The sequence below is a fragment of the Streptomyces sp. NPDC002623 genome, from assembly GCF_053592635.1.
This window is the reverse complement of record NZ_JBSFWB010000011.1, coordinates 224,677-248,501: the sequence shown is the minus strand read 5'-3', so window position 1 is coordinate 248,501 and position 23,825 is coordinate 224,677. Positions and strand designations below refer to the sequence as shown.

Below are 23,825 nucleotides of genomic sequence, written 5' to 3'. Positions count from 1 at the left end.
CCGGACCGAACTCCCGTCAGACCTCTTCGACGCTGCTCGGCTCGCGCCGGGACAGGTCGATGCCGAGCTCCTCCGCTGCGCGGAAGACGTCCTCGTCGGTGTCACGCATCTCGATGGACATACCGTCGCTGGACAGCACCTCCACGTTCAGGCAGAGAGACTGCATCTCCTTGATGAGCACCTTGAAGGACTCGGGGATGCCGGGCTCGGGGATGTTCTCGCCCTTGACGATGGCCTCGTAGACCTTCACGCGGCCGGTCACGTCGTCGGACTTGATGGTCAGGAGCTCCTGGAGGGCGTACGCGGCGCCATAAGCCTCCAGCGCCCACACCTCCATCTCACCGAAGCGCTGACCGCCGAACTGCGCCTTACCACCCAGCGGCTGCTGGGTGATCATCGAGTACGGACCGGTCGAACGGGCGTGCAGCTTGTCGTCGACCAGGTGGTGCAGCTTCAGGATGTACATGTACCCGACGGAGATCGGGTCCGGGAACGGTTCGCCGGAGCGGCCGTCGAACATCCTCGCCTTACCGGTCGGCTGCACCATGCGCTCGCCGTCGCGGTTCGGGATGGTGTGCTGCAGCAGGCCCGCCAGCTCGTCCTCACGCGCACCGTCGAAGACCGGGGTCGCGACGTTGGTGCCGGGGGCGACCGCGTCGGCGCCGATGACCTGCAGTCGCTGCGCCCAGTCCTCGGCGAGACCGGAGACGTCCCAGCCGCGGCTGGCGAGCCAGCCGAGGTGGATCTCCAGGACCTGTCCCGGGTTCATTCGGGACGGCACGCCGAGCGGGTTGAGGATGATGTCGACCGGGGTCCCGTCCTCGAGGAACGGCATGTCCTCGATGGGCAGGATCTTGGAGATGACACCCTTGTTGCCGTGTCGGCCGGCGAGCTTGTCACCGTCCGTGATCTTGCGCTTCTGCGCCACGTAGACGCGAACCAGCTGGTTCACGCCCGGCGGCAGCTCGTCGCCCTCTTCACGGTCGAAGACGCGGACGCCGATGACCTTGCCGATCTCGCCGTGCGGGACCTTCAGCGAGGTGTCACGCACCTCACGGGCCTTCTCACCGAAGATCGCGCGCAGCAGGCGCTCCTCCGGGGTCAGCTCGGTCTCGCCCTTGGGCGTGACCTTGCCGACCAGGATGTCGCCGGCGACGACCTCGGCGCCGATGCGGATGATGCCGCGCTCGTCGAGGTCGGCGAGGACCTCCTCGGAGACGTTCGGGATGTCCCGGGTGATCTCCTCGGGGCCGAGCTTGGTGTCACGGGCGTCGACCTCGTGCTCCTCGATGTGGATCGAGGAGAGGACGTCGTCCTGCACGAGGCGCTGCGACAGGATGATCGCGTCCTCGTAGTTGTGACCCTCCCACGGCATGAACGCCACGAGCAGGTTCTTGCCCAGCGCCATCTCGCCGTTCTCGGTGGCCGGGCCGTCGGCCAGGACCTGGCCCTCGACGATCCGGTCGCCCTCGTTGACGATGACCTTCTGGTTGACCGAGGTGCCCTGGTTGGACCGGGCGAACTTGGCCAGGCGGTACGTGATGTACGTGCCGTCGTCGTTCGTCGTGGTGATGTAGTCCGCGGAGACCTCCTGGACCACACCCGCCTTCTCGGCCTTGACCACGTCACCGGCGTCGGCTGCGGAGCGGTACTCCATGCCGGTGCCGACGAGCGGGGACTCGGACTTGATGAGGGGCACGGCCTGACGCATCATGTTCGCGCCCATGAGGGCACGGTTGGCGTCGTCGTGCTCCAGGAACGGGATCATGGCGGTCGCGACCGACACCATCTGGCGCGGCGAGACGTCCATGTAGTCGACGTCGTCGCCGGGGACGTAGTCGATCTCTCCGCCACGACGGCGGACCAGGACGCGGGACTCCTCGAAGCGGAACTCCTCGGAGAGCGGCGCGTTGGCCTGCGCGATGACGAAGCGGTCCTCCTCGTCGGCGGTCAGGTAGTCGACCTCGTCGGTGACCGTGCCCTCGACGACCTTGCGGTACGGCGTCTCGATGAAGCCGAACGGGTTGATCCGGCCGTAGGAGGCCAGCGAGCCGATCAGACCGATGTTCGGGCCTTCCGGCGTCTCGATCGGGCACATGCGGCCGTAGTGCGACGGGTGAACGTCACGGACCTCGAAGCCGGCCCGCTCACGGGACAGACCACCCGGGCCGAGCGCGTTGAGACGACGCTTGTGCGTCAGACCCGACAGCGGGTTGTTCTGGTCCATGAACTGGGACAGCTGGCTGGTGCCGAAGAACTCCTTGATGGAGGCGACGACCGGCCGGATGTTGATCAGGGTCTGCGGCGTGATCGCCTCGACGTCCTGGGTGGTCATGCGCTCACGCACGACCCGCTCCATACGGGCGAGACCCGTACGGACCTGGTTCTGGATCAGCTCGCCGACGCTGCGGATACGACGGTTGCCGAAGTGGTCGATGTCGTCGGTCTCGACCATGATCGAGCGACCGGACTCGGCCACCGTCTCGGTCTCGCCGGCGTGCAGCTTCACCAGGTACTTGATGGTGGCGATGATGTCGTCGGTGGTGAGCACGCCGGCGTCCAGCGGCTCGTCCGCGCCGAGCTTCTTGTTCACCTTGTAGCGGCCGACCTTCGCGAGGTCGTAGCGCTTGGGGTTGAAGTAGAGGTTCTCGAGCAGCGTCTGCGCGGCCTCACGCGTCGGCGGCTCGCCCGGACGCAGCTTGCGGTAGATGTCGAGCAGCGCGTCGTCCTGGCCCTGGGTGTGGTCCTTCTCCAGGGTGGCGCGCATGGACTCGTACTCGCCGAACTCCTCCAGGATCTGCTCGGTCGTCCAACCGAGAGCCTTCAGGAGAACGGTGACGGACTGCTTGCGCTTGCGGTCGATGCGCACACCGACCATGTCGCGCTTGTCGATCTCCATCTCCAGCCAGGCACCCCGGGAGGGGATGATCTTGGCGGAGAAGATGTCCTTGTCGGACGTCTTGTCGATGGAGGAGTCGAAGTAGACACCCGGCGAACGGACCAGCTGCGACACCACGACACGCTCGGTGCCGTTGATGACGAAGGTGCCCTTGTTGGTCATGAGCGGGAAGTCGCCCATGAAGACCGTCTGGGACTTGATCTCGCCGGTCTCGTTGTTGGTGAACTCGGCCGTCACGAAGAGCGGGGCCGCGTACGTGAAGTCGCGGTCCTTGCACTCGTCGATGCTGTTCTTCGGCGGCTCGAAACGGTGGTCGCGGAAGGTCAGCGACATCGACCCGGAGAAGTCCTCGATCGGGGAGATCTCCTCGAAGATCTCCTCCAGACCGGACTTCGTGGGGACGTCCTGACCGGACTCCAGAGCCGCCTCGACCCGACTCTGCCAGGCGGTGTTCCCGAGCAGCCAGTCAAAGCTCTCGGTCTGCAACGCGAGCAGGTTGGGAACCTCGAGGGGCTCCTTGATCTTTGCAAAAGAGATGCGCAGCGGGGCGGTGCTGGCGCCGTTGTTCGTATTCGCGGTCGAGGCGTTGCGCGAGGCGGCCAAGAGGGGGTCCTTCCGAGGGCTCGGACTCACTACGCGCGTACCGGCCCCTCTCTCGCGCACAGAGACAGACATTCCCAATCTGGCAAAAGGCCAGGTGAGACATGGTCTGGTCGTCCGGGCTAAAGGGAGGGCATGCCCCTGGTGACGGGCAGGGGACAGCTAACAGGCAGCGCAAAGGGTCAGTGTAGCCACTTGGCACACTGATGTCCAGTGCGGGTTCTTCGAGACCCTCGTGGTTCTCAACGCCCTCGGTCCGGTAGCCCTCAACGCACGGTCATACTGCCCACTTCGCCGTCGATCCATGCCTCGGATTCGGATCCTTGTGACGACGCGTCCTGAGAATTGCGCGCTGCGTGCGGTTCGTCAAGGCCCCCCTGCGCTTACCAGGGCGCTCGGAGACACGACGAAGATCACCATACCCCCCGGTCAGGGGGGTGCGAGGCAACCGTGGCCGCGCTCCCAGGAACGACGAAGAGCGACCACCCAGATGGATGATCGCTCTTCGGTGCGTGGGCGTTACAGCCCCGGAGGGACTGTTTCAGCCAACGCGTGCGGTCGTCGCCGACCGCGCAGTGTTACTTGACCTCGACCGAGGCGCCGGCGGCCTTGAGGGACTCGGCAGCCTTCTCCGCGGCCTCCTTGGCGACCTTCTCGAGAACGGGCTTCGGGGCGCCGTCCACGAGGTCCTTGGCCTCCTTGAGGCCCAGGGAGGTCAGCTCACGCACGACCTTGATGACCTGGATCTTCTTCTCGCCGGCGCCGGTGAGGACGACGTCGAACTCGTCCTGCTCCTCGACGGCGTCCACGACGGCGGCCGGGCCGGCGGGGGCGGCGGCAACCGCGGCGGCGGCGGTGACGTCGAACTTCTCCTCGAACGCCTTCACGAACTCGGAAAGCTGGATGAGGGTCATCGTCTCGAACTCGGCGAGCAGTTCGTCCTGGGTGAGAGCCACGATGGCTTCCCTTCACTAATTCGGCTGGTGCCGGGTGTGTACATGTCTGGCGGGCGTACGTTCGGCCCGCGACGACCGCTGCCTCAGGCGGCGGTCATTTCGGGAGCCGAATTACTCGGCACCGCCCTGCTCTTCGAGCTTGACGCGAAGCGCCTCCGCAGTGCGGACGAACTTCGACGGAAGCGCCTGGAACAGCGAAGCAGCCTGAGACTGCTTGCCCTTGAAGGCACCCGCCAGCTTGCTGAGCAGAACCTCGCGGGACTCGAGGTCCGCAAGCTTCTTGATCTCGTCGGCGGACAGCGCCTTGCCGTCAAGGACACCGCCCTTGATGACGAGGTTCGGGTTGTCCTTGGCGAAGTCACGAAGACCCTTCGCCGACTCCACCGGGTCACCGGTGATGAAGGCGACCGCCGTCGGACCGTTGAACAGGTCGTCGAGCGTAGAGATCCCGGCCTCGTTGGCCGCAATCTTGGTCAGCGTGTTCTTCACCACGGCGTACTGGGCGTTCTCACCGAGCGAACGACGCAGCGTCTTGAGCTGCGCCACGGTGAGACCCCGGTACTCGGTCAGCACAGCGGCGTTCGAGCTGCGGAACGCGTCCGTGAGCTCGGCTACCGCGGCAGCCTTGTCGGGCCTTGCCATAGAGCGTCGGCCTCCTTCCGGGTGATGAGGACCGCTCAGAAGGGGCTGTGACAAACGAAACGCCCCGGCACAGGTGCACGGGGCGTAGCTCGACCGAATGAATTCCGTGGGCGGATTCCATCCGGGAGCAATTCCACAGTCACCTGCGCGGGTCGTCCGCATTGCAGCGGATCCTTCGGCCACCGCACTCTCCTGTGAGGGCACGGCAACGACCAGCGGTCTTTGGCTTCTCGAGGAGAGTACGTGAACGGCCCACCGCCAAGCAAATCCGCCCGTACGGGAACGCCCGCCCGGGCACCCGCGGGGAACCCCTGGGGGCTCTCAGCTTCCCGTGGTCTTCAGCGCCTCGGCCAAGTCCGTGGTGTCCGAGGCGGGCGGCGCCTTCACCGTCACGGGCTTGCCGAAGTCGAAGAACGTGAGGGTGAGGTCGAGCTCGCCGTGCCGCCCGAAGCCCTGCATGCGCAGCCGACGGGTACGGTCCTCGGCGTCGATCCACAGGTCCATGGTCAGCTCGTCCACGCCCAGCTTCTCGTACTGGGCGAGGCTCTTCTCGGTCCGCTGCCGGACCTTCGTCGCGTCGTCCTTGTAGGAGGCGCGGATGTCGTCGACGGTGGCCGTGCCCGTGTAGTGGGTGGTGCGGACGCCGTCGACAGTCTCGGCGCCGGCCTTCTTGAGGTCGTCGGCCGCGCCGAGGAAGCCGGTCTCGTGGGAGGGGTTGTCACGGACCTTGTCGGCCATCCCGGCGTTGGCGCCGTGCTTGCCGAACTTGATCCAGTGCTTGCCGTCCTCCCCCGCCTCGTCGCTGCCTATGTACAGCACCCCGTCGACGAACCGGAACTCGCCGGTCCCCTTGTCGGGGCCGCTGAGCACGGTGGACTTCAGACTCATGACCTGCGGCTTGACGCCGATCGCGGCCTCGCCCTCGATCCGCCCCTCCTCCGGAGTCCGGCCGGTACTGCGGTAGCGCAGGGACACGGGCTGCTCCGCCTTCTCGGCGGCCCGGGCGACGGCGGCCGCGGCGGCCGAGTCACCCCCGCTCTCCGTACCGTCCACCGCCGCGCACCCGGCGACGAGCAACGCGGACAGCCCGAGGACACCCACGGAAGACCTCATCCAATTTCCCCCAGAGAACCAGCCGGAGAACCGGCCAGAGCGCCACCGACCCGGTGGGTCCATGGCGAACACATGGTCTATGCACAGCAAGACCGTGAAGGTATCCCAGGGAAGCGGGAGAGGTCCCGCGAATTATGAGCCGCCCGCCCCCTGCTGCTTCATCAGCTCCGTGAAGTCCGCGGTGTCGCTCGCCGGAGGCACATCCGCGAAGACCTCGGTGCCGTAGTCGCTGTAGTAGGCGGTCTGCTCATAGGCGCCCGCCGTCGTCTCGCCCTTCTCGACCTTCTTGACCAGCAGGTCCTGGTCGTCGACCCAGATGTCGACGGTCTCGGTGGTGACGCCCGCCTGCTCCAGCGTCTTCTTCAGGTCGTCGAGCTGGCTCTGGCTGAGGTTGGAGTTCTTCTCGGCGAGGTCGCTCACCTCGACCGTGCCCGAGTAGTGCGTGGTCTGCCGGCCCCGCACCCGCTCCTCGCCGACCTCCCGCACATCCCCGGAGGCCAGCAGGAGCTTCACCGACTGGTTCGGGGTGGTGTTCTGCATCTGGTCCTTCAGATACGCGCCGGAGCTGCCGCCGAGGCTCTCCAGGTCGTCGTACGCGTACTTGATCCAGTGCTTGCCGCCGGCCTGCTCCGCGAAGGCGTCGCCCATCTTCGCGTAGTAGGCGTCGGGCAGATAGCGGGCCTCCATCGACGTGGTGCCGATCTGCCGCATCGTCTCGGCCATGGTGCCGCCGGTGTACGTGATGGTGAGGGTGCCGGTGAGGCCGTCGCCCCAACCGAGGGCGCCGTCGGCGGTCATCGACATCAAGGTGCCCATGGTCGTCGTCGACTCGACCTTCGCGGAGTCGGCGCCGTCGGTGGACTTCTCGGCGGTGAGCAGGGCGGCGACGGGGCTGAGCCGTGGGCTGCCGTCCCCGCCCTTGTCGGAACTGCCGGACCCGCCGGAGCCGCCGGAACCACTGCACGCGGTCACCCCCGCCACCAGCGTCATCGCACCGATCGACAGGCCCACGCGGCGCACGATCGCACGCTTCATTCGCCCCACCCCCAATGTTTTCCCGTGACTGCACGCTAACGCACAGCACTGACAACCGGCCGAAGACAGCTGTACGAAAAAAGAGCCGTATGACAAAAAGGGACGAGCCCCGCACCTCGAAAGGTTGCGGGGCTCGTCACCGACCGATGCGAACCGTCAGGTTCAGACCGCGGCCGGGTCCTCCTCGACGAGAAGGTTCCGGGTGCGGTTGGGGTCGACCGGGATGCCGGGGCCGATCGTGGTGCTGATCGCGGCCTTCTTGATGTAGCGACCCTTGGCGGCGGACGGCTTCAGACGAAGGATCTCGTCCAGGGCCGCGCCGTAGTTCTCCACCAGCTTGGTGTCGTCGAAGGACGACTTGCCGATGATGAAGTGCAGGTTCGAGTGCTTGTCGACGCGGAACTCGATCTTGCCGCCCTTGATCTCCGTGACGGCCTTGGCCACGTCGGGGGTGACCGTTCCGGTCTTCGGGTTCGGCATCAGACCACGCGGACCGAGCACGCGGCCGAGGCGGCCGACCTTGCCCATGAGGTCCGGGGTGGCGACGACGGCGTCGAAGTCCAGACGGCCCTTCGCGACCTCGTCGATCAGTTCGTCGGAGCCGACGATGTCGGCGCCCGCGGCCTCTGCGGCCGCAGCACGGTCACCGGTCGCGAAGACCAGGACCCGGGCGGTCTTGCCGGTGCCGTGCGGCAGGTTCACGGTGCCACGGACCATCTGGTCGGCCTTGCGCGGGTCGACACCCAGGCGGAAGGCGACCTCGACGGTGCCGTCGAACTTGCTCGTGGAGGTCTCCTTGGCGAGACGGACGGCCTCGAGCGGGGCGTAGAGCTTCTCCCGGTCGATCTTGGCGTCCGCAGCGCGGAGGGACTTGCTGCGCTTGCTCACTACTGCTCCAGTGTGTCTTGAGGAGTCGTGGTACGGGCCGAGCAGGCCCTGCCACGGTTCTGCGAAGGTGCTACGGGGCTGAGGTTCAGCCCTCGACCGTGATGCCCATGGAGCGGGCGGTGCCGGCGATGATCTTCGACGCGGCGTCCAGGTCGTTGGCGTTCAGGTCGGGCAGCTTGGTCGTGGCGATCTCGCGGACCTGCGCCTGGGTGATCTTGGCGACCTTGGTCTTGTGCGGCTCGCCCGAGCCCTTCTCGACACCAGCGGCCTTGAGGATCATCTTCGCGGCCGGCGGGGTCTTGGTGATGAAGGTGAAGGAGCGGTCCTCGTAGACCGTGATCTCCACCGGGATCACCCAGCCACGCTGCGACTCGGTCGCGGCGTTGTAGGCCTTGCAGAACTCCATGATGTTGACGCCGTGCTGGCCGAGCGCGGGGCCGACCGGCGGTGCGGGGTTCGCCGCACCGGCGTTGATCTGGAGCTTGATGAGCCCCGTGACCTTCTTCTTCTTGGGAGGCATTGCTCTCTCCGGGTCCTAGTGAGAGTTTTTCAGCCGTCGCATCCGGATGATCCGGATGGAGGCATACCGCACAACAATAACGGGTATCTCTGCGCGGCCAAAAACCGAGCAGGTCAGGCGAGCTGTGACAGCCCGCCTGACCTGGTCGGAGGCGTGTGTTCCAGAAGGAGCTAGTTCTTCTGGATCTGGTCGAAGCTCAGCTCGACCGGGGTCTCGCGGCCGAAGATCTCGACAAGGCCCTTGACCTTCTTCGAGTCGGCGTTGATCTCGTTGATCGTGGCCTGCAGTGTGGCGAACGGGCCGTCGGTGACGGTGACCGAGTCGCCCACCTCGAAGTCCAGCACCTGGACCTCGACCTTGCGGGCCGGAACCGGCTTGCCCTCGGCCTCGGCGGCCTCACGGGCGGCCTTCTCCTCGGCCTCCGGGGCGAGCATCTTGACGATCTCGTCCAGGGTCAGCGGGTACGGGTCGTAGGCGTTGCCCACGAAGCCGGTGACGCCGGGGGTGTTGCGGACGACGCCCCAGGACTCGTTCGTCAGGTCCATGCGCACCAGCACATAGCCGGGGAGCTTGTTCTGACGGATGGTCTTGCGGTCGCCGTTCTTGATCTGGACGACCTCTTCCTGCGGCACCTCGGCCTGGAAGATGTAGTCCTCGACGTTCAACGAGACGGCGCGCTGCTCCAGGTTGGTCTTCACGCGGTTCTCGTAGCCGGCGTACGTGTGGATCACGTACCACTCGCCGGGGAGGGTGCGCAGTTCCTCGCGCAGGGCGACGACGGGGTCGACGGGCTCGGCCGGCTCTTCTTCCTCGGCCTCTTCGACGACGTCCTCGTCGGCTTCCTCGTCCGCGGCTTCCTCGTCCTCATCCTCGACGTGGAGCGCGGCTTCCTCGGCGGGCTCGCCCGCTTCGGCCTCGGCAGCCTCGAACTCGTCCAGGTCATCGTCCGCGCCCTCGACGATGTCGAGCTCGTCGTCCACGGACTCGACGTCCTCGTTCAGGTTCTGGTCAGACACGGTGGCTGCTTCTTCCTGGATACATAGGGGTGGAACATGCGAAAGGGGCGCCGGATACCTCGGCGCCCTTCGCTCTTGGTTCAGCCGAAGACGTACTTGGCGGCGTGGCTGAGTCCATAGTCAATCACGGTCACCAGGCCGATCATGATGACCACGAACACGATCACCACGGTCGTGTACGTCGTCAGCTGGCCGCGTGTCGGCCATACGACCTTGCGGAGCTCCGCGACGATCTGGCGGTAGAACAGCGCGAGTCGCTTCAGCGGGCCCTTCTTGGCACGCTTGCCGCCCTTGCGGGTCTTCTTCGTCGCCTCAGGCACTTCGTCCTGGGCATCAGGCGTATCGATGGAGCCCACGGCGTCCGCCATTCGTCCTCACCTGTTCCCGGGTCGTGGCCGTGCCGCGCCCGGTCTGAGCCGCACGGCGAGTGCATTGCTGTACGTACATGCGCTGCGCACACATCCTGGCGAGGTGTGTGTAGCAGGGCCGGAGGGACTTGAACCCCCAACCGCTGGTTTTGGAGACCAGTGCTCTACCAATTGAGCTACGACCCTTTGTGTCTTCCCCAACTTACCGCATCCGCCCGGGTGCTCGGTGTGCACCTGTGACGGCGCGGCTGTTGAAGGCCAACGACGTGTGAGTGTACGTGGTCTTGAGCGCCTCGTCGAACGGAAAGTGCCCGTGGGGGCTTCGTCCATGAAAGATCGTCCGGCGGGAAGGGGGACGGGGAGGCGAATCCGGACGGATGTTCAGCGCGCTGCCCATACATGTTCAGTAGATGAAACCCGTGTGCCGTGGTGGTTTCCGGTCTGAAACCATGGGTCCCATGAGCGCTGCAACCCCTCCCACCGAGCGCCGGGTCTCCGCCCGCGTCGGCGCGATCTCCGAGTCCGCCACTCTCGCCGTGGACGCCAAGGCCAAGGCCCTGAAGGCCGCCGGGCGTCCGGTGATCGGCTTCGGCGCCGGAGAGCCCGACTTCCCGACCCCGGACTACGTAGTCGAAGCCGCCGTCGCGGCCTGTCAGGACCCCAAGTACCACCGCTACACGCCGGCCGGCGGCCTGCCCGAGCTGAAGGCCGCGGTCGCCGCGAAGACGCTGCGCGACTCGGGCTACGAGGTCGAGACCTCGCAGATCCTGATCACCAACGGTGGCAAGCAGGCGATCTACAACGCCTTCGCCGCGATCCTCGACCCGGGCGACGAGGTCATCGTCCCGGCGCCGTACTGGACCACGTACCCGGAGTCGATCCGGCTGGCCGGCGGTGTCCCGGTGGAGGTCGTCGCCGACGAGACGACCGGCTACCGGGTCTCCGTCGAGCAGCTGGAGGCCGCGCGCACCGAGAACACGAAGGTCGTGCTCTTCGTCTCCCCCTCCAACCCGACCGGCGCGGTCTACAGCGCCGAGGACACCGAGGCGATCGGCCGCTGGGCCGTCGAGCACGGCCTCTGGGTGATGACGGACGAGATCTACGAGCACCTCGTCTACGGCGACGCCACGTTCACCTCGCTGCCGGCGATCCTGCCCGAGCTGCGCGACAAGTGCATCGTCGTCAACGGCGTCGCCAAGACGTATGCGATGACCGGCTGGCGGGTGGGCTGGATCATCGGCCCGAAGGACGTCGTCAAGGCCGCGACGAACCTCCAGTCGCACGCCACCTCGAACGTCTCCAACGTGGCGCAGGTCGCCGCGCTGGCCGCCGTCTCCGGTGATCTGTCGGCCGTCGAGCAGATGCGCGAGGCCTTCGACCGCCGCCGCAAGACCATGGTCCGGATGCTCAACGAGATCGACGGCGTGTTCTGCCCGGAGCCCGAGGGCGCCTTCTACGCGTACCCGTCGGTGAAGGGGCTGCTCGGCAAGGAGATCCGCGGCAAGCGCCCGCAGGACTCGGTCGAGCTGGCCGCGCTCATCCTGGAGGAGGCCGAGGTCGCGGTGGTGCCGGGCGAGGCCTTCGGCACCCCGGGCTATCTGCGTCTGTCGTACGCGCTGGGCGACGAGGACCTCGTCGAGGGCGTGAGCCGCATCCAGAAGCTGCTGGCGGAGGCCAGGGACTGAACCTGCTCACGCGTGCTGGTCGCGGGCCGTCTCCTTCGGGAGGCGGCCCGCTGCTTTGTGCGAGCAAGACCACTATCGGGGAAAGCGCTACCGAGACCACGCGCGCGTGCGGCAGGATCCTTGGATGGAGCGTGTACGTGATGTCTCTGAACTGCCGAAAGCCCATCTGCACCTGCACTTCACCGGGTCGATGCGGGCCACCACCGTGCTGGAACTGGCCGACAAGTACGGCGTGCGCCTGCCCGAAGCGCTGATCGAGGCGCTGACGAGCGGCGAACCGCCGAAGCTGCGGGCCACGGACGAGCGGGGCTGGTTCCGCTTCCAGCGCCTCTACGACGCGGCACGCTCGTGCGTGCGGGAGCCCGAGGACATCCAGCGGCTGGTGCGGGAGGCCGCCGAGGAGGACCTGAAGGACGGCTCGGGCTGGCTGGAGATCCAGGTGGACCCGACGTCGTACGCGCCCCGGCTGGGCGGGCTGATCCCGGCGCTGGAGATCATCCTGGACGCCGTCGAGACGGCCTCGCGCGACACCGGGCTCGGGATGCGGGTGCTGGTCGCGGCGAACCGGATGAAGCACCCGCTGGACGCCCGCACGCTGGCCCGGCTGGCCGTCCGGTACGCCGACCGCGGGGTGGTCGGGTTCGGGCTGTCGAACGACGAACGGCGGGGCATGGCGCGGGACTTCGACCGTGCGTTCGCGATCGCGCGGGAGGGCGGGCTGCTGTCCGCCCCGCACGGCGGCGAGTTGACCGGCCCGTTCTCCGTCCGCGACTGCCTGGACGATCTGCACGCCGACCGGCTGGGCCACGGGGTGCGGGCGGCCGAGGACCCCCGGCTGCTGAAGCAGCTCGCCGACCGGGGCGTGACCTGCGAGGTGTGCCCGGCGTCGAACGTGGCTCTGGGGGTGTACGAGAAGCCGGAGGACGTCCCGCTGCGCACCCTGTTCGACGCGGGGGTGCCGATGGCCCTGGGCGCCGACGACCCGTTGCTGTTCGGCGCCCGCCTCGCGGCCCAGTACGACATCGCCCGCCGCCACCACGCCTTCACCGACGAGGAGTTGGCGGAACTGGCCCGCCAGTCGGTACGCGCTTCGGCGGCCCCGGAGGAGGTACGGGCGAAGCTGCTGGCGGGCGTGGACGACTGGCTGGCGGCCTGAGCTATCGGCCGGCGATGCCGGCCAGCAGGGTACGGGCCAGCCGTCCGGCGAACTCGTCCACCTCCGGTCGCCCTTCCGCCGCGTCGTAGGCGAACGCGCGCTGCGCACAGGCCCCCATCAGCAGCGAGGCAGCGGCGAACGGGTCCGCGTCCGCCCGCACCCGGCCCACGCCCTGCTCGGCCCGCAGATACGCCGCGAGCTGTTCGATCGGCACATGGGGGCCCACGCCGAGGTCCCGCATGGCCTCGTCGTGCCGCCGCTTGAGCTGGGTCTCGGCGTACAGGGAGGCCGCGATCGGGAAGCTCTGCTCGTAGAAGTGGGCCGCCTGGCGGGCGATCTCCGTGAGGTTTCCTTCCAGCGTGCCCCGGCCCGGCTCCGCGGCCAGGCTGCTCAGCAGCGGGCCCAGCCGGGGCAGCCGTTCCGCGAGGACGCGGATGAACAGCTCCTCCTTGCTCGCGAAGTACTTGTAGAGCGCCGCCTCGGAGCAGCCGGCCGCCTTCGCGATCTGCTTGGTGGTGGCGCGGGCCAGTCCGACGGTGAGCATCAGCTCGTGCGCGGCGTCGAGGATGCGCACGCGGGCCGGTCGATCCATTCGGGTTCCCCTCTTGACGGGTGAGTGAACGCTTACCCACTATAGGTGAAGCAGGGGTGAGTGAATACTCACCCACCCAACGGGGAGTGGGAGCTCGTCATGAAGATCACCGTTTTCGGCGCCACCGGAGGCATCGGCCGGGAGATCGTCCGCCAGGCCCTGGAGGCGGGCCACGAGGTCACCGCCGTCGTACGGGACCCGGCCGGGCTCGCCGTCACCGGCGCCCGCCTGGAGGTGGTCCGCGCGGACCTGACCGATCCGGAGGCGCTGCGCCCCGCCGTCGCAGGCCGGGACGCCGTCCTGTCCGGGCTCGGCGCACGCGACCGCAAGGCCGCCGGGGTCGCCACCCGGCTCACCCGTACGGTGCTGTCCGCCCTGGAGGCCGAGCACGTGCGCCGGCTGCTCGTGGTGAGCGCGGGCCCGGTCGGCCCCGAGCCGGCGGACGACGGATTCCTGGACCGCACGGTGCGCGGCATCGTCTCGGCAGCCCTGAAGGACGTGTACGCCGACCTGCGCGAGATGGAGGCGGAGCTGACGCGCAGCGCCACGGACTGGACGGTCGTCCGCCCGCCGCGGCTCCAGAACAAGCCGGTCACCGGGTCGTACCGGACGGTGGTGGGCGGCTTCCCCCTCAAGGGCCGCTTCATCGGACGCGCCGACGTGGCACACGCGATGCTCGCCATGGTGGCGGACACGGGGACGGTGAAGCAGGGGGTGGGGTTGGCCTACTAGCGGACAGGCCGACCAGTCGGGCGGGCCGGACAGGCCTAGAGGCCGACGCCCACCATCACCGGCTCGTTGACCAGCGTGACGCCGAAGGCCTCGCGTACCCCGGCGACGACCTCGCGGGCCAGCGCCAGCAGTTCCTCCGTGGTGGCCGCGCCGCGGTTGGTGAGGGCGAGGGTGTGCTTGGTGGAGATACGGGCGGGCCCGCTGCCGTACCCCTTGGTGAAGCCCGCCTTGTCGATCAGCCAGGCCGCCGACGTCTTCGTGCGCCCCGCGCCGGCCGGGTAGGCGGGCGGCTCCACGCCGTCGCCCAGCCGCTCCCGCACGCGCGCGTGGAACACCGCGAAGTCGGCGTCGGTGAGGATCGGGTTGGTGAAGAACGAGCCCGCCGACCAGGTGTCGTGGTCCTCGGGGTCCAGGACCATGCCCTTTCCGGCGCGCAGCTTGAGCACGGTCTCGCGGGCCTCGGCGAGCGGCACCCGGTCCCCGGGCTCGACGCCCAGCGCGCGTGCCGTCTCTGCGTACTTCAGGGGCGCCGACAGCCCGTCCGCGTCCTCCAGTTCGAACCGGACGCGCAGGACGACGTACCGCTCGGGGTCGGCCTTGAAGCGGCTGTGGCGGTAGGAGAAGGCGCACTCGTCGGCGGTGAGCGCGACCGTCTCGCCCGCCCGGCGGTCGTAGGCGATGACCTCGGTGATCGTCGAGGAGACCTCCTGGCCGTACGCCCCGACGTTCTGGATCGGGGTGGCGCCCGCCGATCCGGGGATGCCGGCCAGGCACTCGATGCCGGCGAGCCCGGCCTCCACGGTGCGGGCGACGGCGTCGGTCCACACCTCGCCGGCCGCCAGTTCCAGCCGGGTCCCGACGAGTTCGCAGCCACGGGTGGCGATGCGCAGTGCGGTGCCCTCGAAGCCCTTGTCGCCGATGACGAGATTCGATCCGCCGCCGACGATCAGCAGCGGCGTGCCGTCCGCGTCGGCCTCGCGCACGGCGGCGATCACCTCGGCGTCGGTCGTCGCGGTCACCAGCCTGGTGGCGGGACCGCCCAGCCGGAAGGTGGTCAGCGGGGCGAGCGGGGCGTCCTGGAGTTCCTGCACGCGCCCAGCCTACGAGACGGCACCGACAGCCCTGTCCGCCCGGACCGACAGCCGCGCCCGCTCTCACCGCACGCGCGCGTACGGCCCCGCCGAGGTGGACGGGGCCGTACGCGTGCGTGCCGGGTGTCTCAGCGGGCGGCGGTCTCCAGGACGGGCGCCGGCTGCTCGGTCTCGGTCCCGGCGTCGGTCACGACCTGGGCCGCTCGCCGCCCGGCCGGTATCAGCAGGGCCGCGATCCCGGCGAGGGCCACCACGGCCGAGCCGGTGACCAGCGCGGGCCGCAGTCCGTCGACGAAGGCCTGGCCGGACTCGTAGCCGCCCTGCGCCGAGAAGATCGACGCCATCACCGCGACGCCGAGGGCGCCGCCGACCTCCCGCAGCGCGTTGTTGGCGCCGGAGGCGATCCCCTGTTCCTGCGGACGGACGCTGGACATCACCAGGTTGGCGGCCGGGGCGAAGTACAGCGCCATGCCGATGCCGCTGACGATCAGACCGGGCAGTTGGACGGCGTAGGAGGCGTCGACGGTGGCCACGGCGGCCATCCAGCCGAGTCCGGCGGCCTGGAGGAAGAGCCCGGCGGCGACGACCGGACGTCCGCCGATCCGGTCGGAGAGGATGCCGGCGATCGGCGCGACGAGCATGGGCATACCGGTCCACGGCAGCATCCTGAGGCCCGCCTCGGTGGGCGAGTAGCCGAGCACGCCCTGCATGTACTGGCTGAGCAGGAATATCGAGCCGAACATCCCCAGGAACATCAGCAGGCTCGCGGCGTTGATCCCGGCGAAGGCGCGGGAGCGGAACAGCCGCATCGGCAGCATGGGGTTCTTGGCCCGCATCCCGTGCAGGACGAAGGCGACGAGCAGGACGCCGCCCGCGACCAGACCGGTGAGCACGAGCGGGCTCGTCCAGCCGTCGGCCGGCCCGCGCACCAGGCCGTAGACGAGCCCGAAGAGACCGCCGCTGGCGAGCAGCGTGCCGGGGATGTCGAGCGGGGAGCCGGCGCCGTACGACTCGGCGAGGCGCAGCCGGGCGAGCGGCAGCAGGGCGAGGCCCAGCGGAACGTTCAGCCAGAAGATCCAGTGCCAGGACACGTGTTCGGTGAGGCTGCCGCCGATGAGCGGTCCGGAGGCGACCGCGAGCCCGTTGACGGCCCCCCAGATCCCGTACGCCATCCCGCGCTTCGCCGCGGGCACGGCCGCCGTGAGCAGGGTGAGCGTCAGCGGCATCATGACGGCCGCACCGACGCCCTGGACCGCGCGGGCGGCGATGAGGGAGTCGATCCCGGGCGCCATGGCCGCGGCGGCGGAGGCCGCGGTGAAGACGGTGAGCCCGGCGAGGAACATCCGGCGGCGGCCGAACCGGTCACCGAGCGCCGCACCGAACATGAGCAGCACGGCGAAGGTGAGCGTGTAGGCGCTCACGGTCCATTCGAGGTCGCCCAGCCCACCGCCGAGGTCCTCGCGGATGGACGGCAGGGCGGTGGTGACGACGAGGTTGTCGAGGGCCGCCATGAACCCGGCGACGCTCGTGATGACGAGGGCCCAGACGGCTCCCCCGCGGCGTTCGGTCGGTCGTGTCTTCTGCTGTGACATCGCTCCCCCAGCGGTTGGTCGATCTTCGGTTAGTAATTGATGACTAACTTTCATGGTCATGGAAGTGCGCCGAAACCCCACGCTCCCCGACCGCCTACTTCTCCAGTCGGCCCTTCCGCCGAGCCGACGGGTACAACCCTTCCCAGACCCGGTGTTCGGGCGCGAACCCCATGGCCACCAGGCAGTTGATGAGCATGCCGTATGCCATGAAGGTCGTCGTCTCGTTCACGTCGGCACCGAGCGGCAGATGGGCGGTGTCCCACAGCCGCATCCATCCGGCCCGCACGGCCTCGCCGAAGGCGTGGTCACCCTCCGCCTCCGCCGCGGCCACCGCGACGTACGTCTGCATCTGCATCATCAGCCGCTCGGGCTGTTCCGCGATCATCTGGGTGTACGCGTCCGCCATGGCGTGCAGGGCCTCTTCGCCGCTCAGCCCCTTGCCCGCCTCCTCGAACGTACGGACCGTGTCGTCCATGCAGCGCGCGGAGGCGGCGAGGAAGATCGCTTTCTTGCCCGGGAAGAGCCGGAAGAGATACGGCTGCGAAACGCCCACCCGCTTGGCGATCGCCTCGGTGGACGTGCCGTGATAACCGCCCCGGGCGAACTCGCTCGTCGCCGCGCGGATGACGCTCTCGCGTCGCTCTTCTGCACTCATCCTGACCACGTGACTAAGTTAGTACTCAATCACTAACTAGGTCAAGGGGTGGCTGCCGGCCCCTGTGCGCAGGAGGCGCATCGCACACGCGTAAGGGGCGCCTCGCAATGGAGAGCGCCCCTTACCGCGTGCTGCGTGCTGCCTGCTGCCTGCTGCCTGCTGCCTGCTGCGTTCGTACTCGCTATGTGCTCGGCACGCGCTCGGCCGTCAGGCCAGTCGTACGACCGCCCGGGACATCCCGAGCACCTTCAGCCCGCCGCTGGTCACCGTCAGGTCGACCCGCACGGTGTTGTCGTCGAGCTTGGCGCCGACCTTGCCGGTGACCTCGATCACGGCGCCCTGGTCGTCGTTCGGGACGACGACGGGCTTGGTGAAGCGGACGCCGTAGTCCACGAGCGCGCCCGGGTCGCCGCTCCAGTCGGTGACGACGCGGATCGCCTCGGCCATGGTGAACATGCCGTGCGCGATGACGTCCGGCAGACCCACCTCCTTGGCGAACTTCTCGTTCCAGTGGATGGGATTGAAGTCCCCGGAGGCGCCCGCGTACTGCACGAGCGTGGCGCGGTTCACAGGGAAGGACTGGGCCGGCAGCTCGGTGCCGACCTCGACGTCGTCGTAAGCGATCTTCGCCGTCATCGGTTCCTCACGCCTCTCCGTCGACTGCCGCCGGCTCCGCGGCACGGGCGACGAGCTTGGTCCAGGCGGTCACGACATGCTCGCCGGTCTCGTCGTGGACCTCGCCGCGGATGTCCAGGATGTCGTTGCCCGCCATGGACTTGACGGCCTCGATGGTCGAGACGACCGAGAGCCGGTCACCCGCGCGCACCGGGCGCTTGTAGGCGAACTTCTGGTCGCCGTGCACCACCCGGCTGTAGTCGAGCCCGAGCTGCGGGTCCCGGACGACCTCTCCCGCCGCCTTGAAGGTGATCGAGAACACGAAGGTCGGCGGCGCGATCACATCGGCGTACCCGAGCGCCTTGGCGGCCTCCGGGTCGGTGTACACCGGGTTGGCGTCCCCCACGGCCTCGGCGAACTCGCGGATCTTCTCCCGGCCGACCTCATAGGGATCGGTGGGCGGGTAGCTCCGCCCGACGAAGGACTGGTCGAGTGCCATGGGCCTCGGCACCTCCTGATTGCTGTGCGTCGCTCTGCGTCGGCGTCGCTCTACTGACCGGTACGGGTCGCTCAACGACACGAGGCCGCCCCCGATCACTCGGGGACGGCCTCGCATACGAGCCTGATTTATCGCGTTTCGCGGTGCGCGGTGTGCGCGTTGCAACGCGGGCAGTGCTTCTTCATCTCCATTCGATCCGGGTTGTTACGCCGGTTCTTCTTGGTGATGTAGTTCCGCTCCTTGCACTCCACGCAGGCCAGCGTGATCTTCGGGCGGACGTCGGTGGCAGCCACAGGAGTGCTCCTTGACGAACGGATGGGACGATTAACGCATAAAAGAGTAGCCGATCGAAGGACCGACCCCACAATCGGCTACTGTCAGTAGCGGTGACCGGACTTGAACCGGTGACACAGCGATTATGAGCCGCTTGCTCTACCGACTGAGCTACACCGCTTTGATGGGATCGGGCCCCGCCTTGCGACGGGAACCTCACCCACCAGAGCCCCAATACGGAATCGAACCGTAGACCTTCTCCTTACCATGGAGACGCTCTGCCGACTGAGCTATTGGGGCGAGCGATGAAGACATTACACGGTCCGCAGCCGTTCACCCAAATCCGTTTGGCAAGGCCCTCCGGAACCGCCCGCAGGCCCGATTCCCCAAGGTCCCGGCGGTCTCCCGAGCCCCTCCAGCACGGCTGACCACACCGGTACGACTATTGCGCTCCTCCCCGCCCGCGCCGAACCGCCGCCCTAGGCTCGACTCACTCTGCGTGATCTTGCGTCCCCCCACGTGGCCCGCCCGATCTCGCAGTGGACCGTCGCCGAGCCCCGGGAGCGCGATGCCCGACAGCCAGCCGCAGCCGCCCCCCTCGTGGTCGTCCTCGTCCGGCACCCCGGGAGGCTCGCCGGACCCGGCCGCCCTCCTGTTGTGCGGGGCCCGGCTCACGGACGGCCGGACCGTGGACGTACGGCTGGGCCACGGGCGCATCGAGGCGGTCGGCACGGCCGGCAGCCTGGCGGCCGTGCCGGTCCGCGGCGGCGCGCGCGTGGACCTCGGCGGCTACCTCCTGCTCCCGGCCCCCGCGGAGCCCCACGCACACGCCGACACCGCGCTCACGGCCGACGCCGACGGGCCCGTCTCGTACGCCCCCGAGGACGTCCAGCGCCGTGCCACCGAGGCCGTCCTGCTGCAACTGGGCCACGGCGCGACGGCGCTGCGCGCGCACGTGCGCGTGGGCGACGTCCAGGGGCTCGGCGCGCTGACCGCAGTCCTGCGGGCCCGGCGTTCGCTGCGCGGGCTCGCCGAGCTGACAGCCGTCGCGATGCCCCGGGTGCTGACCGGAGCGGCCGGGGCGGACGGCCTCGCGATGTTGCGGGACGCGCTGAAGATGGGCGCCTCGGCGGTGGGCGGCTGCCCGGACCTGGACCCCGACCCCACCGGCTACGTGGAGGCCGTGCTCGAGGTCGCCTCCGAGCACGGCTGCCCGGTCGACCTGCACACCGACGCCGCCGACCCCGCCCGGCTCGCCCGCCTCGCCGCGGTGGTCGGCGGTCTGCGTCCCGGCGTCACCCTCGGCCCCTGCGGCGGCCTCGACCGTCTGCCCGCCGAGACGGCCGGCCGCACCGCCGACCAACTGGCCGCAGCCGGCGTGACGGTGGTCTGCCTCCCCCAGGGCGACTGCGGCGCCGTCGAGCACCGGGGCACGACACCCGTACGGCTGCTGCGCGCGGCCGGAGTGCGGGTGGCAGCGGGCAGCGGGGCGCTGCGGGACGTCTCCAACCCGGTCGGCCGCGGCGACCCCCTGGAGGCCGCCTACCTCCTCGCCTCCCGCCACGGCCTGCGCCCCGAGGACGCCTACGACGCGGTGAGCACGCACGCGCGTGCCGCCCTGGGTCTGCCCGAGGTCCGCGTGGAGGCGGGCTTCCCGGCCGACCTCCTGGCCGTCCGCGGCGACCGGCTGGCGGGCGCCCTGTCGCTGGCGTACAGCCGGATCGTGATCCACCAGGGACGCGTGGTGGCCCGCACGAGCGCGGTCCGCGAGTACTGCAACTCGGCGACCGCGACCACGACCGCGACCGCGACTGAGCTGGGCCTGCCGAGACAGGGGAAGCGGGGGAAACGGGGGGAGCGGGGCGATCGGTGGGAGCGAGGGGAGCGGGGGGAGCTCCCGTAGCGCGCCGATCGGGGGCGAGTTGGGGCCGGTGCGACGGGGGGCGGGTCGGGTTGCCGCGGTGCCTGGAGTGGGCATCGAGCGCCGGCCGCAGTCGTGCGGCGGATGCGGCTGTCCGGGCGTACGGTCGGAGGCATGCGCATTGTCATCGCTGGTGGTCATGGTCAGATCGCGCTGCGGCTGGAGCGCCTGCTCGCCGCGCGCGGGTACGAGGTCGCGGGGATCATCCGCAAGGCCGAGCAGGGCGACGACCTGCGGGCGGCCGGCGCCGAACCGGTCGTCCTCGACCTGGAGTCGGCGTCCGTCGACGAGGTCGCGGAGCGGCTGCGGGGCGCGGACGCGGCGGTGTTCGCGGCGGGCGCGGGACCGAACAGCGGGGTGACCCGCAAGGACACCGTGGACAAGGGCGCGGCGGTGCTCTTCGCCGACGCGGCGGTCCGCGCGGGCGTACGGCGCTTCGTCGTCGTGTCGTCCATGGGCGCGAACCCCGCCCACCGGGGCGACGAGATCTTCGACGTCTACCTGCGCGCCAAGGGCGAGGCCGACGCGTATGTGCAGGGCCTGGACTCACTCGACTGGACCATCCTGCGCCCCGGGGCGCTCACGAACGACGCCGGCACCGGTCTGGTCCGCCTGGAGGCCCGTACGGGCCGCGGTCCCGTCCCTCGCGACGACGTGGCCGCCGCGCTGGCGGAACTGCTGGAGACCCCGGCGACGTCCGGCCTCACCCTGGAGCTGATCAGCGGCTCGGCACCGGTGTCGGTGGCGGTGAAGGCGGTGGCGGGGAACTGAGGGAGGCCGCCGGAAGGCCCCTCGTCAGGGCGCGCTAGAACAGGGGCAGCTGGCCCGGGAACTCCGGGACTGCATACCCGTCCAACGACGGCTGGACCGCGCCCAGTTGCGCCGTCCTGCGCGAGCCCGGGCAGGAGACGAGATCCCCGCTCCCCCGCGCCCCCGGCGGGTCGTGCCGGGCGAACCGTCCGGCCACGACGGCGATCTCGCGACGGCACTCAGGGCAGGTTCTACGACGGCTGGACACGCTGGACATGTGGCCAGTGTGCCCCAGTGGGCCACGCGGGTACCCCCTGGCGGGACGCGCCCCGCTCGCCGCGCGGAAGCGCCCCCGCCTCCTTAGCATCCGTACACGTGGCACATACCTTCGAGGAACTCGTGCAGAAGCAACGCGCGGCCGACGAGGCACACGCGAGGGTCGAAGAGCTGCGGGACGCGTACGGCGCACCCACGGCCGCCCCCTGGTCGGAGCTCCAGACCGACACCTACGAGACGGCCTGGCGCGCCTGGCGCGACCTCGCCCGCGACGTCCAGTCCGCGGTGACCGAATACGCCAAGGACGAGGGCAAGGCCCGCAACGACGTGGAGGCGGAGGTGAAGAGAACGGCGAAGGGCCCGTCACCTACTGCGTAAGCAGGTGACGGGCCCTTCGCTCTCAGCGTGGCGGCGCCAGGATTCGAACCTGGGAAGGCTGAGCCGGCAGATTTACAGTCCCCTCAAGATCACACACCTGTGCCCCCGTTGACCTGCGGAAACTCGGGTGGGCGGGGATGGGCCACCTCAGACCGTCCACATGTCGTCCATGGGGCGCGCGTGAGCACCGTAATGAAGGTCCCGCTGTCAGCGCCTGACCGTAACCTTCCGTCATGCGCATAGGTGCGATCACACGGGACGCCGTACTCAAAGCCATCGCCGAGTACGACCAACTGGGCCGGACGGAGTTCCTCGCGAAGTACGGCTTCAACGAGTCCCTCTCCTACGTCCTCGTGCACGAGGGCGGCTGGTACGACTCCAAAGCCATCGCCGGCGTCGCACACAAGTGGGACCACGGCCGGGCACTGCTGCCAGCAGAGTTCAGCGGCGGCAAGGACCACGCAGCGGCCTGGCTCAAGCGCGCCGGTTTCAAGGTCAAGACCGTCAAGAACCCTGACTGGGCACGTGACGAGATCATCCTGGCCTGTCATCTCGTGATGGCCAACGGCTGGAAGGGACTCGACGCGAACGACCAGCGCGTCATCGAGCTATCCGACCTCCTGCAGCTGATGCCGATCCACGCCGAGACCGACCGCAACGAGAAGTTCCGCAACCCCAACGGGGTGGCCCGCAAGACGTTCGACATCGCCACGCGGCACCCGGACTACCAAGGCAAGCCCACCAACGGCGGAGCCCTTGATGTTGCGGTGCTGAACGACTTCCTCGCCAAGCCGGCCGAGATGACCGAAGTGGCTCAGCTCATCCGGCAGGGCATCGCCACGGGCGATCTCCAGGGTCTCCCTCTAGATGAGGAAGAGGAACTGGACGACTACAGCGCGCCCGAAGGGCGGCTGCTGATGCGTCGGCACAGGAGCCGCGAGCGGAACAAGGCCCTGCGCAAGAAGAAGATCGCCGCGGTCCTCCGACAGGGCGGACGGCTCGCATGCGAGGCGTGCGGCTTCGACTTCGAAGAGGTCTACGGCGAGCGCGGAGACGGCTACATCGAGTGCCATCATGTCGTCCCGCTGCACGAGGCCGGCGAGGGCCGGACCAAACTCGGCGACCTCGCACTCATCTGCGCGAACTGCCACCGAATGATCCACCGTCGCGCGCCTTGGCCTACGCCGAAGGAGCTCCGCGCGGTTATCGAGACCCGTCGGGTGGGCCAGAACCGCTTCCCTGTGCAGCAACGGAGCGCGTCAGCCGCAGAGGTGCGCACCAACCTCGTCTAGGGCTCCTCCGGCCGCCGACGATGTCCTCGGGTCGGCGGCCTCTCTCGGGTGCAGCGCGGTGGTGTTCGACCTCAAGACGTACGCATTACGAGTTGTCCGATCTTGGTCCGGGGGCGTCCGTAGACGTCTGGGAGGATGACGTTGCGGCAGCTCACAAGCGCTACCAAAGGTCTAAGGACACCCCAGACCGCACCGGATTCAAGGGCGGTTGAGACCACGGATGAGATGCGCGGGGCTCGGTCCACATCGCTGAGGATCTGGTCGCCACACAGCGAAATAAC

The 23,825-nt window shown here is 68.9% G+C and carries 24 protein-coding genes and 3 tRNA genes; 7 read left to right on the top strand and 20 right to left on the bottom strand.

Annotated elements, in window-relative coordinates:
* Window positions 1–16 precede the first annotated feature (16 nt).
* The 10 genes from rpoB to ACWD4O_RS22070 form a co-directional block, all read right to left on the bottom strand.
* Window positions 17–3,502, bottom strand: a complete 3,486-nt coding sequence (gene rpoB, locus ACWD4O_RS22115) for a DNA-directed RNA polymerase subunit beta (protein WP_451282091.1) — start codon at window positions 3,500–3,502, stop codon at window positions 17–19.
* A 575-nt stretch (window positions 3,503–4,077) separates the two neighbouring features.
* Window positions 4,078–4,458 carry a 50S ribosomal protein L7/L12 gene (rplL, locus tag ACWD4O_RS22110; protein ID WP_451282164.1) on the bottom strand — a complete coding sequence of 127 codons (381 nt, stop codon included), beginning with the start codon at window positions 4,456–4,458 and terminating at the stop codon, window positions 4,078–4,080.
* Between the two features lie 108 nt (window positions 4,459–4,566).
* Complete coding sequence (rplJ, locus tag ACWD4O_RS22105; RefSeq protein WP_450946110.1) at window positions 4,567–5,097, bottom strand: 50S ribosomal protein L10; 531 nt, start codon at window positions 5,095–5,097, stop codon at window positions 4,567–4,569.
* Window positions 5,098–5,418: 321 nt separating this feature from the next.
* Entirely contained in the window at window positions 5,419–6,210 is a 792-nt protein-coding gene (locus tag ACWD4O_RS22100; protein WP_451282089.1) for an LppX_LprAFG lipoprotein, read from the bottom strand.
* A gap of 132 nt (window positions 6,211–6,342) precedes the next feature.
* Window positions 6,343–7,245 carry a hypothetical protein gene (locus tag ACWD4O_RS22095; protein WP_451282087.1) on the bottom strand — a complete coding sequence of 301 codons (903 nt, stop codon included), beginning with the start codon at window positions 7,243–7,245 and terminating at the stop codon, window positions 6,343–6,345.
* A 162-nt stretch (window positions 7,246–7,407) separates the two neighbouring features.
* Window positions 7,408–8,133 carry a 50S ribosomal protein L1 gene (rplA, locus tag ACWD4O_RS22090; protein WP_351903903.1) on the bottom strand — a complete coding sequence of 242 codons (726 nt, stop codon included), beginning with the start codon at window positions 8,131–8,133 and terminating at the stop codon, window positions 7,408–7,410.
* An 85-nt stretch (window positions 8,134–8,218) separates the two neighbouring features.
* Window positions 8,219–8,653 carry a 50S ribosomal protein L11 gene (gene rplK / locus ACWD4O_RS22085; protein ID WP_006383482.1) on the bottom strand — a complete coding sequence of 145 codons (435 nt, stop codon included), beginning with the start codon at window positions 8,651–8,653 and terminating at the stop codon, window positions 8,219–8,221.
* Between the two features lie 170 nt (window positions 8,654–8,823).
* Window positions 8,824–9,669 (bottom strand): transcription termination/antitermination protein NusG, encoded by an 846-nt coding sequence (gene nusG / locus ACWD4O_RS22080; RefSeq protein WP_451282084.1) that lies wholly within the window; start codon window positions 9,667–9,669, stop codon window positions 8,824–8,826.
* Between the two features lie 80 nt (window positions 9,670–9,749).
* Complete coding sequence (gene secE / locus ACWD4O_RS22075) at window positions 9,750–10,037, bottom strand: preprotein translocase subunit SecE (RefSeq protein ID WP_351903911.1); 288 nt, start codon at window positions 10,035–10,037, stop codon at window positions 9,750–9,752.
* Window positions 10,038–10,150: 113 nt separating this feature from the next.
* Window positions 10,151–10,223 (bottom strand) — tRNA-Trp (locus ACWD4O_RS22070).
* Between the two features lie 272 nt (window positions 10,224–10,495).
* Between ACWD4O_RS22070 and ACWD4O_RS22065 the strand changes: the two genes are divergently transcribed.
* Window positions 10,496–11,722, top strand: coding sequence for a pyridoxal phosphate-dependent aminotransferase (locus ACWD4O_RS22065; protein WP_451282082.1), 1,227 nt, complete (start codon window positions 10,496–10,498; stop codon window positions 11,720–11,722).
* 124 nt (window positions 11,723–11,846) lie between these two features.
* Entirely contained in the window at window positions 11,847–12,878 is a 1,032-nt protein-coding gene (locus ACWD4O_RS22060; RefSeq protein WP_451282080.1) for an adenosine deaminase, read from the top strand.
* Window position 12,879: 1 nt separating this feature from the next.
* Here ACWD4O_RS22060 and ACWD4O_RS22055 read toward each other — a convergent pair whose 3' ends face one another.
* Entirely contained in the window at window positions 12,880–13,470 is a 591-nt protein-coding gene (locus ACWD4O_RS22055; RefSeq protein ID WP_451282078.1) for a TetR/AcrR family transcriptional regulator, read from the bottom strand.
* 99 nt (window positions 13,471–13,569) lie between these two features.
* On the opposite strand from ACWD4O_RS22055, the gene ACWD4O_RS22050 reads away from it, so the two are divergent.
* A complete protein-coding gene (locus ACWD4O_RS22050) occupies window positions 13,570–14,202 on the top strand; it encodes an NAD(P)-dependent oxidoreductase (protein ID WP_451282076.1) in 633 nt (210 codons plus the stop codon).
* 35 nt (window positions 14,203–14,237) lie between these two features.
* On the opposite strand, the gene ACWD4O_RS22045 is transcribed toward ACWD4O_RS22050, so the two are convergent.
* From ACWD4O_RS22045 to ACWD4O_RS22010, 8 genes are all read right to left on the bottom strand, one after another.
* Window positions 14,238–15,293 carry a UDP-N-acetylmuramate dehydrogenase gene (locus tag ACWD4O_RS22045; protein WP_451282074.1) on the bottom strand — a complete coding sequence of 352 codons (1,056 nt, stop codon included), beginning with the start codon at window positions 15,291–15,293 and terminating at the stop codon, window positions 14,238–14,240.
* Between the two features lie 128 nt (window positions 15,294–15,421).
* Complete coding sequence (locus ACWD4O_RS22040) at window positions 15,422–16,885, bottom strand: DHA2 family efflux MFS transporter permease subunit (RefSeq protein ID WP_451282072.1); 1,464 nt, start codon at window positions 16,883–16,885, stop codon at window positions 15,422–15,424.
* Window positions 16,886–16,979: 94 nt separating this feature from the next.
* The gene (locus ACWD4O_RS22035) at window positions 16,980–17,540 is read right to left on the bottom strand and encodes a TetR/AcrR family transcriptional regulator (RefSeq protein ID WP_451282070.1); all 561 of its coding nucleotides are present in this window, start codon (window positions 17,538–17,540) and stop codon (window positions 16,980–16,982) included.
* A 207-nt stretch (window positions 17,541–17,747) separates the two neighbouring features.
* Complete coding sequence (locus ACWD4O_RS22030) at window positions 17,748–18,176, bottom strand: MaoC family dehydratase (RefSeq protein WP_351903936.1); 429 nt, start codon at window positions 18,174–18,176, stop codon at window positions 17,748–17,750.
* A 7-nt stretch (window positions 18,177–18,183) separates the two neighbouring features.
* On the bottom strand, window positions 18,184–18,654 hold the full coding sequence (locus ACWD4O_RS22025) for an FAS1-like dehydratase domain-containing protein (RefSeq protein WP_451282068.1): 471 nt from the start codon (window positions 18,652–18,654) through the stop codon (window positions 18,184–18,186).
* 128 nt (window positions 18,655–18,782) lie between these two features.
* Window positions 18,783–18,947, bottom strand: a complete 165-nt coding sequence (gene rpmG / locus ACWD4O_RS22020; protein WP_018834916.1) for a 50S ribosomal protein L33 — start codon at window positions 18,945–18,947, stop codon at window positions 18,783–18,785.
* Window positions 18,948–19,035: 88 nt separating this feature from the next.
* A tRNA-Met gene (locus ACWD4O_RS22015) sits at window positions 19,036–19,108 on the bottom strand.
* A 46-nt stretch (window positions 19,109–19,154) separates the two neighbouring features.
* A tRNA-Thr gene (locus tag ACWD4O_RS22010) sits at window positions 19,155–19,227 on the bottom strand.
* 268 nt (window positions 19,228–19,495) lie between these two features.
* Between ACWD4O_RS22010 and ACWD4O_RS22005 the strand changes: the two genes are divergently transcribed.
* Complete coding sequence (locus tag ACWD4O_RS22005; protein WP_451282066.1) at window positions 19,496–20,830, top strand: amidohydrolase family protein; 1,335 nt, start codon at window positions 19,496–19,498, stop codon at window positions 20,828–20,830.
* 132 nt (window positions 20,831–20,962) lie between these two features.
* A complete protein-coding gene (locus ACWD4O_RS22000) occupies window positions 20,963–21,619 on the top strand; it encodes an SDR family oxidoreductase (protein WP_451282064.1) in 657 nt (218 codons plus the stop codon).
* A 34-nt stretch (window positions 21,620–21,653) separates the two neighbouring features.
* Here the strand turns inward: ACWD4O_RS22000 and ACWD4O_RS21995 are convergent, their stop codons facing one another.
* Window positions 21,654–21,866, bottom strand: a complete 213-nt coding sequence (locus ACWD4O_RS21995; protein WP_351904307.1) for a hypothetical protein — start codon at window positions 21,864–21,866, stop codon at window positions 21,654–21,656.
* A 107-nt stretch (window positions 21,867–21,973) separates the two neighbouring features.
* On the opposite strand from ACWD4O_RS21995, the gene ACWD4O_RS21990 reads away from it, so the two are divergent.
* Complete coding sequence (locus ACWD4O_RS21990) at window positions 21,974–22,252, top strand: hypothetical protein (RefSeq protein ID WP_358800749.1); 279 nt, start codon at window positions 21,974–21,976, stop codon at window positions 22,250–22,252.
* Window positions 22,253–22,485: 233 nt separating this feature from the next.
* Window positions 22,486–23,544, top strand: coding sequence for an HNH endonuclease (locus ACWD4O_RS21985; RefSeq protein ID WP_451282061.1), 1,059 nt, complete (start codon window positions 22,486–22,488; stop codon window positions 23,542–23,544).
* The last annotated feature ends 281 nt before the right edge of the window (window positions 23,545–23,825 follow it).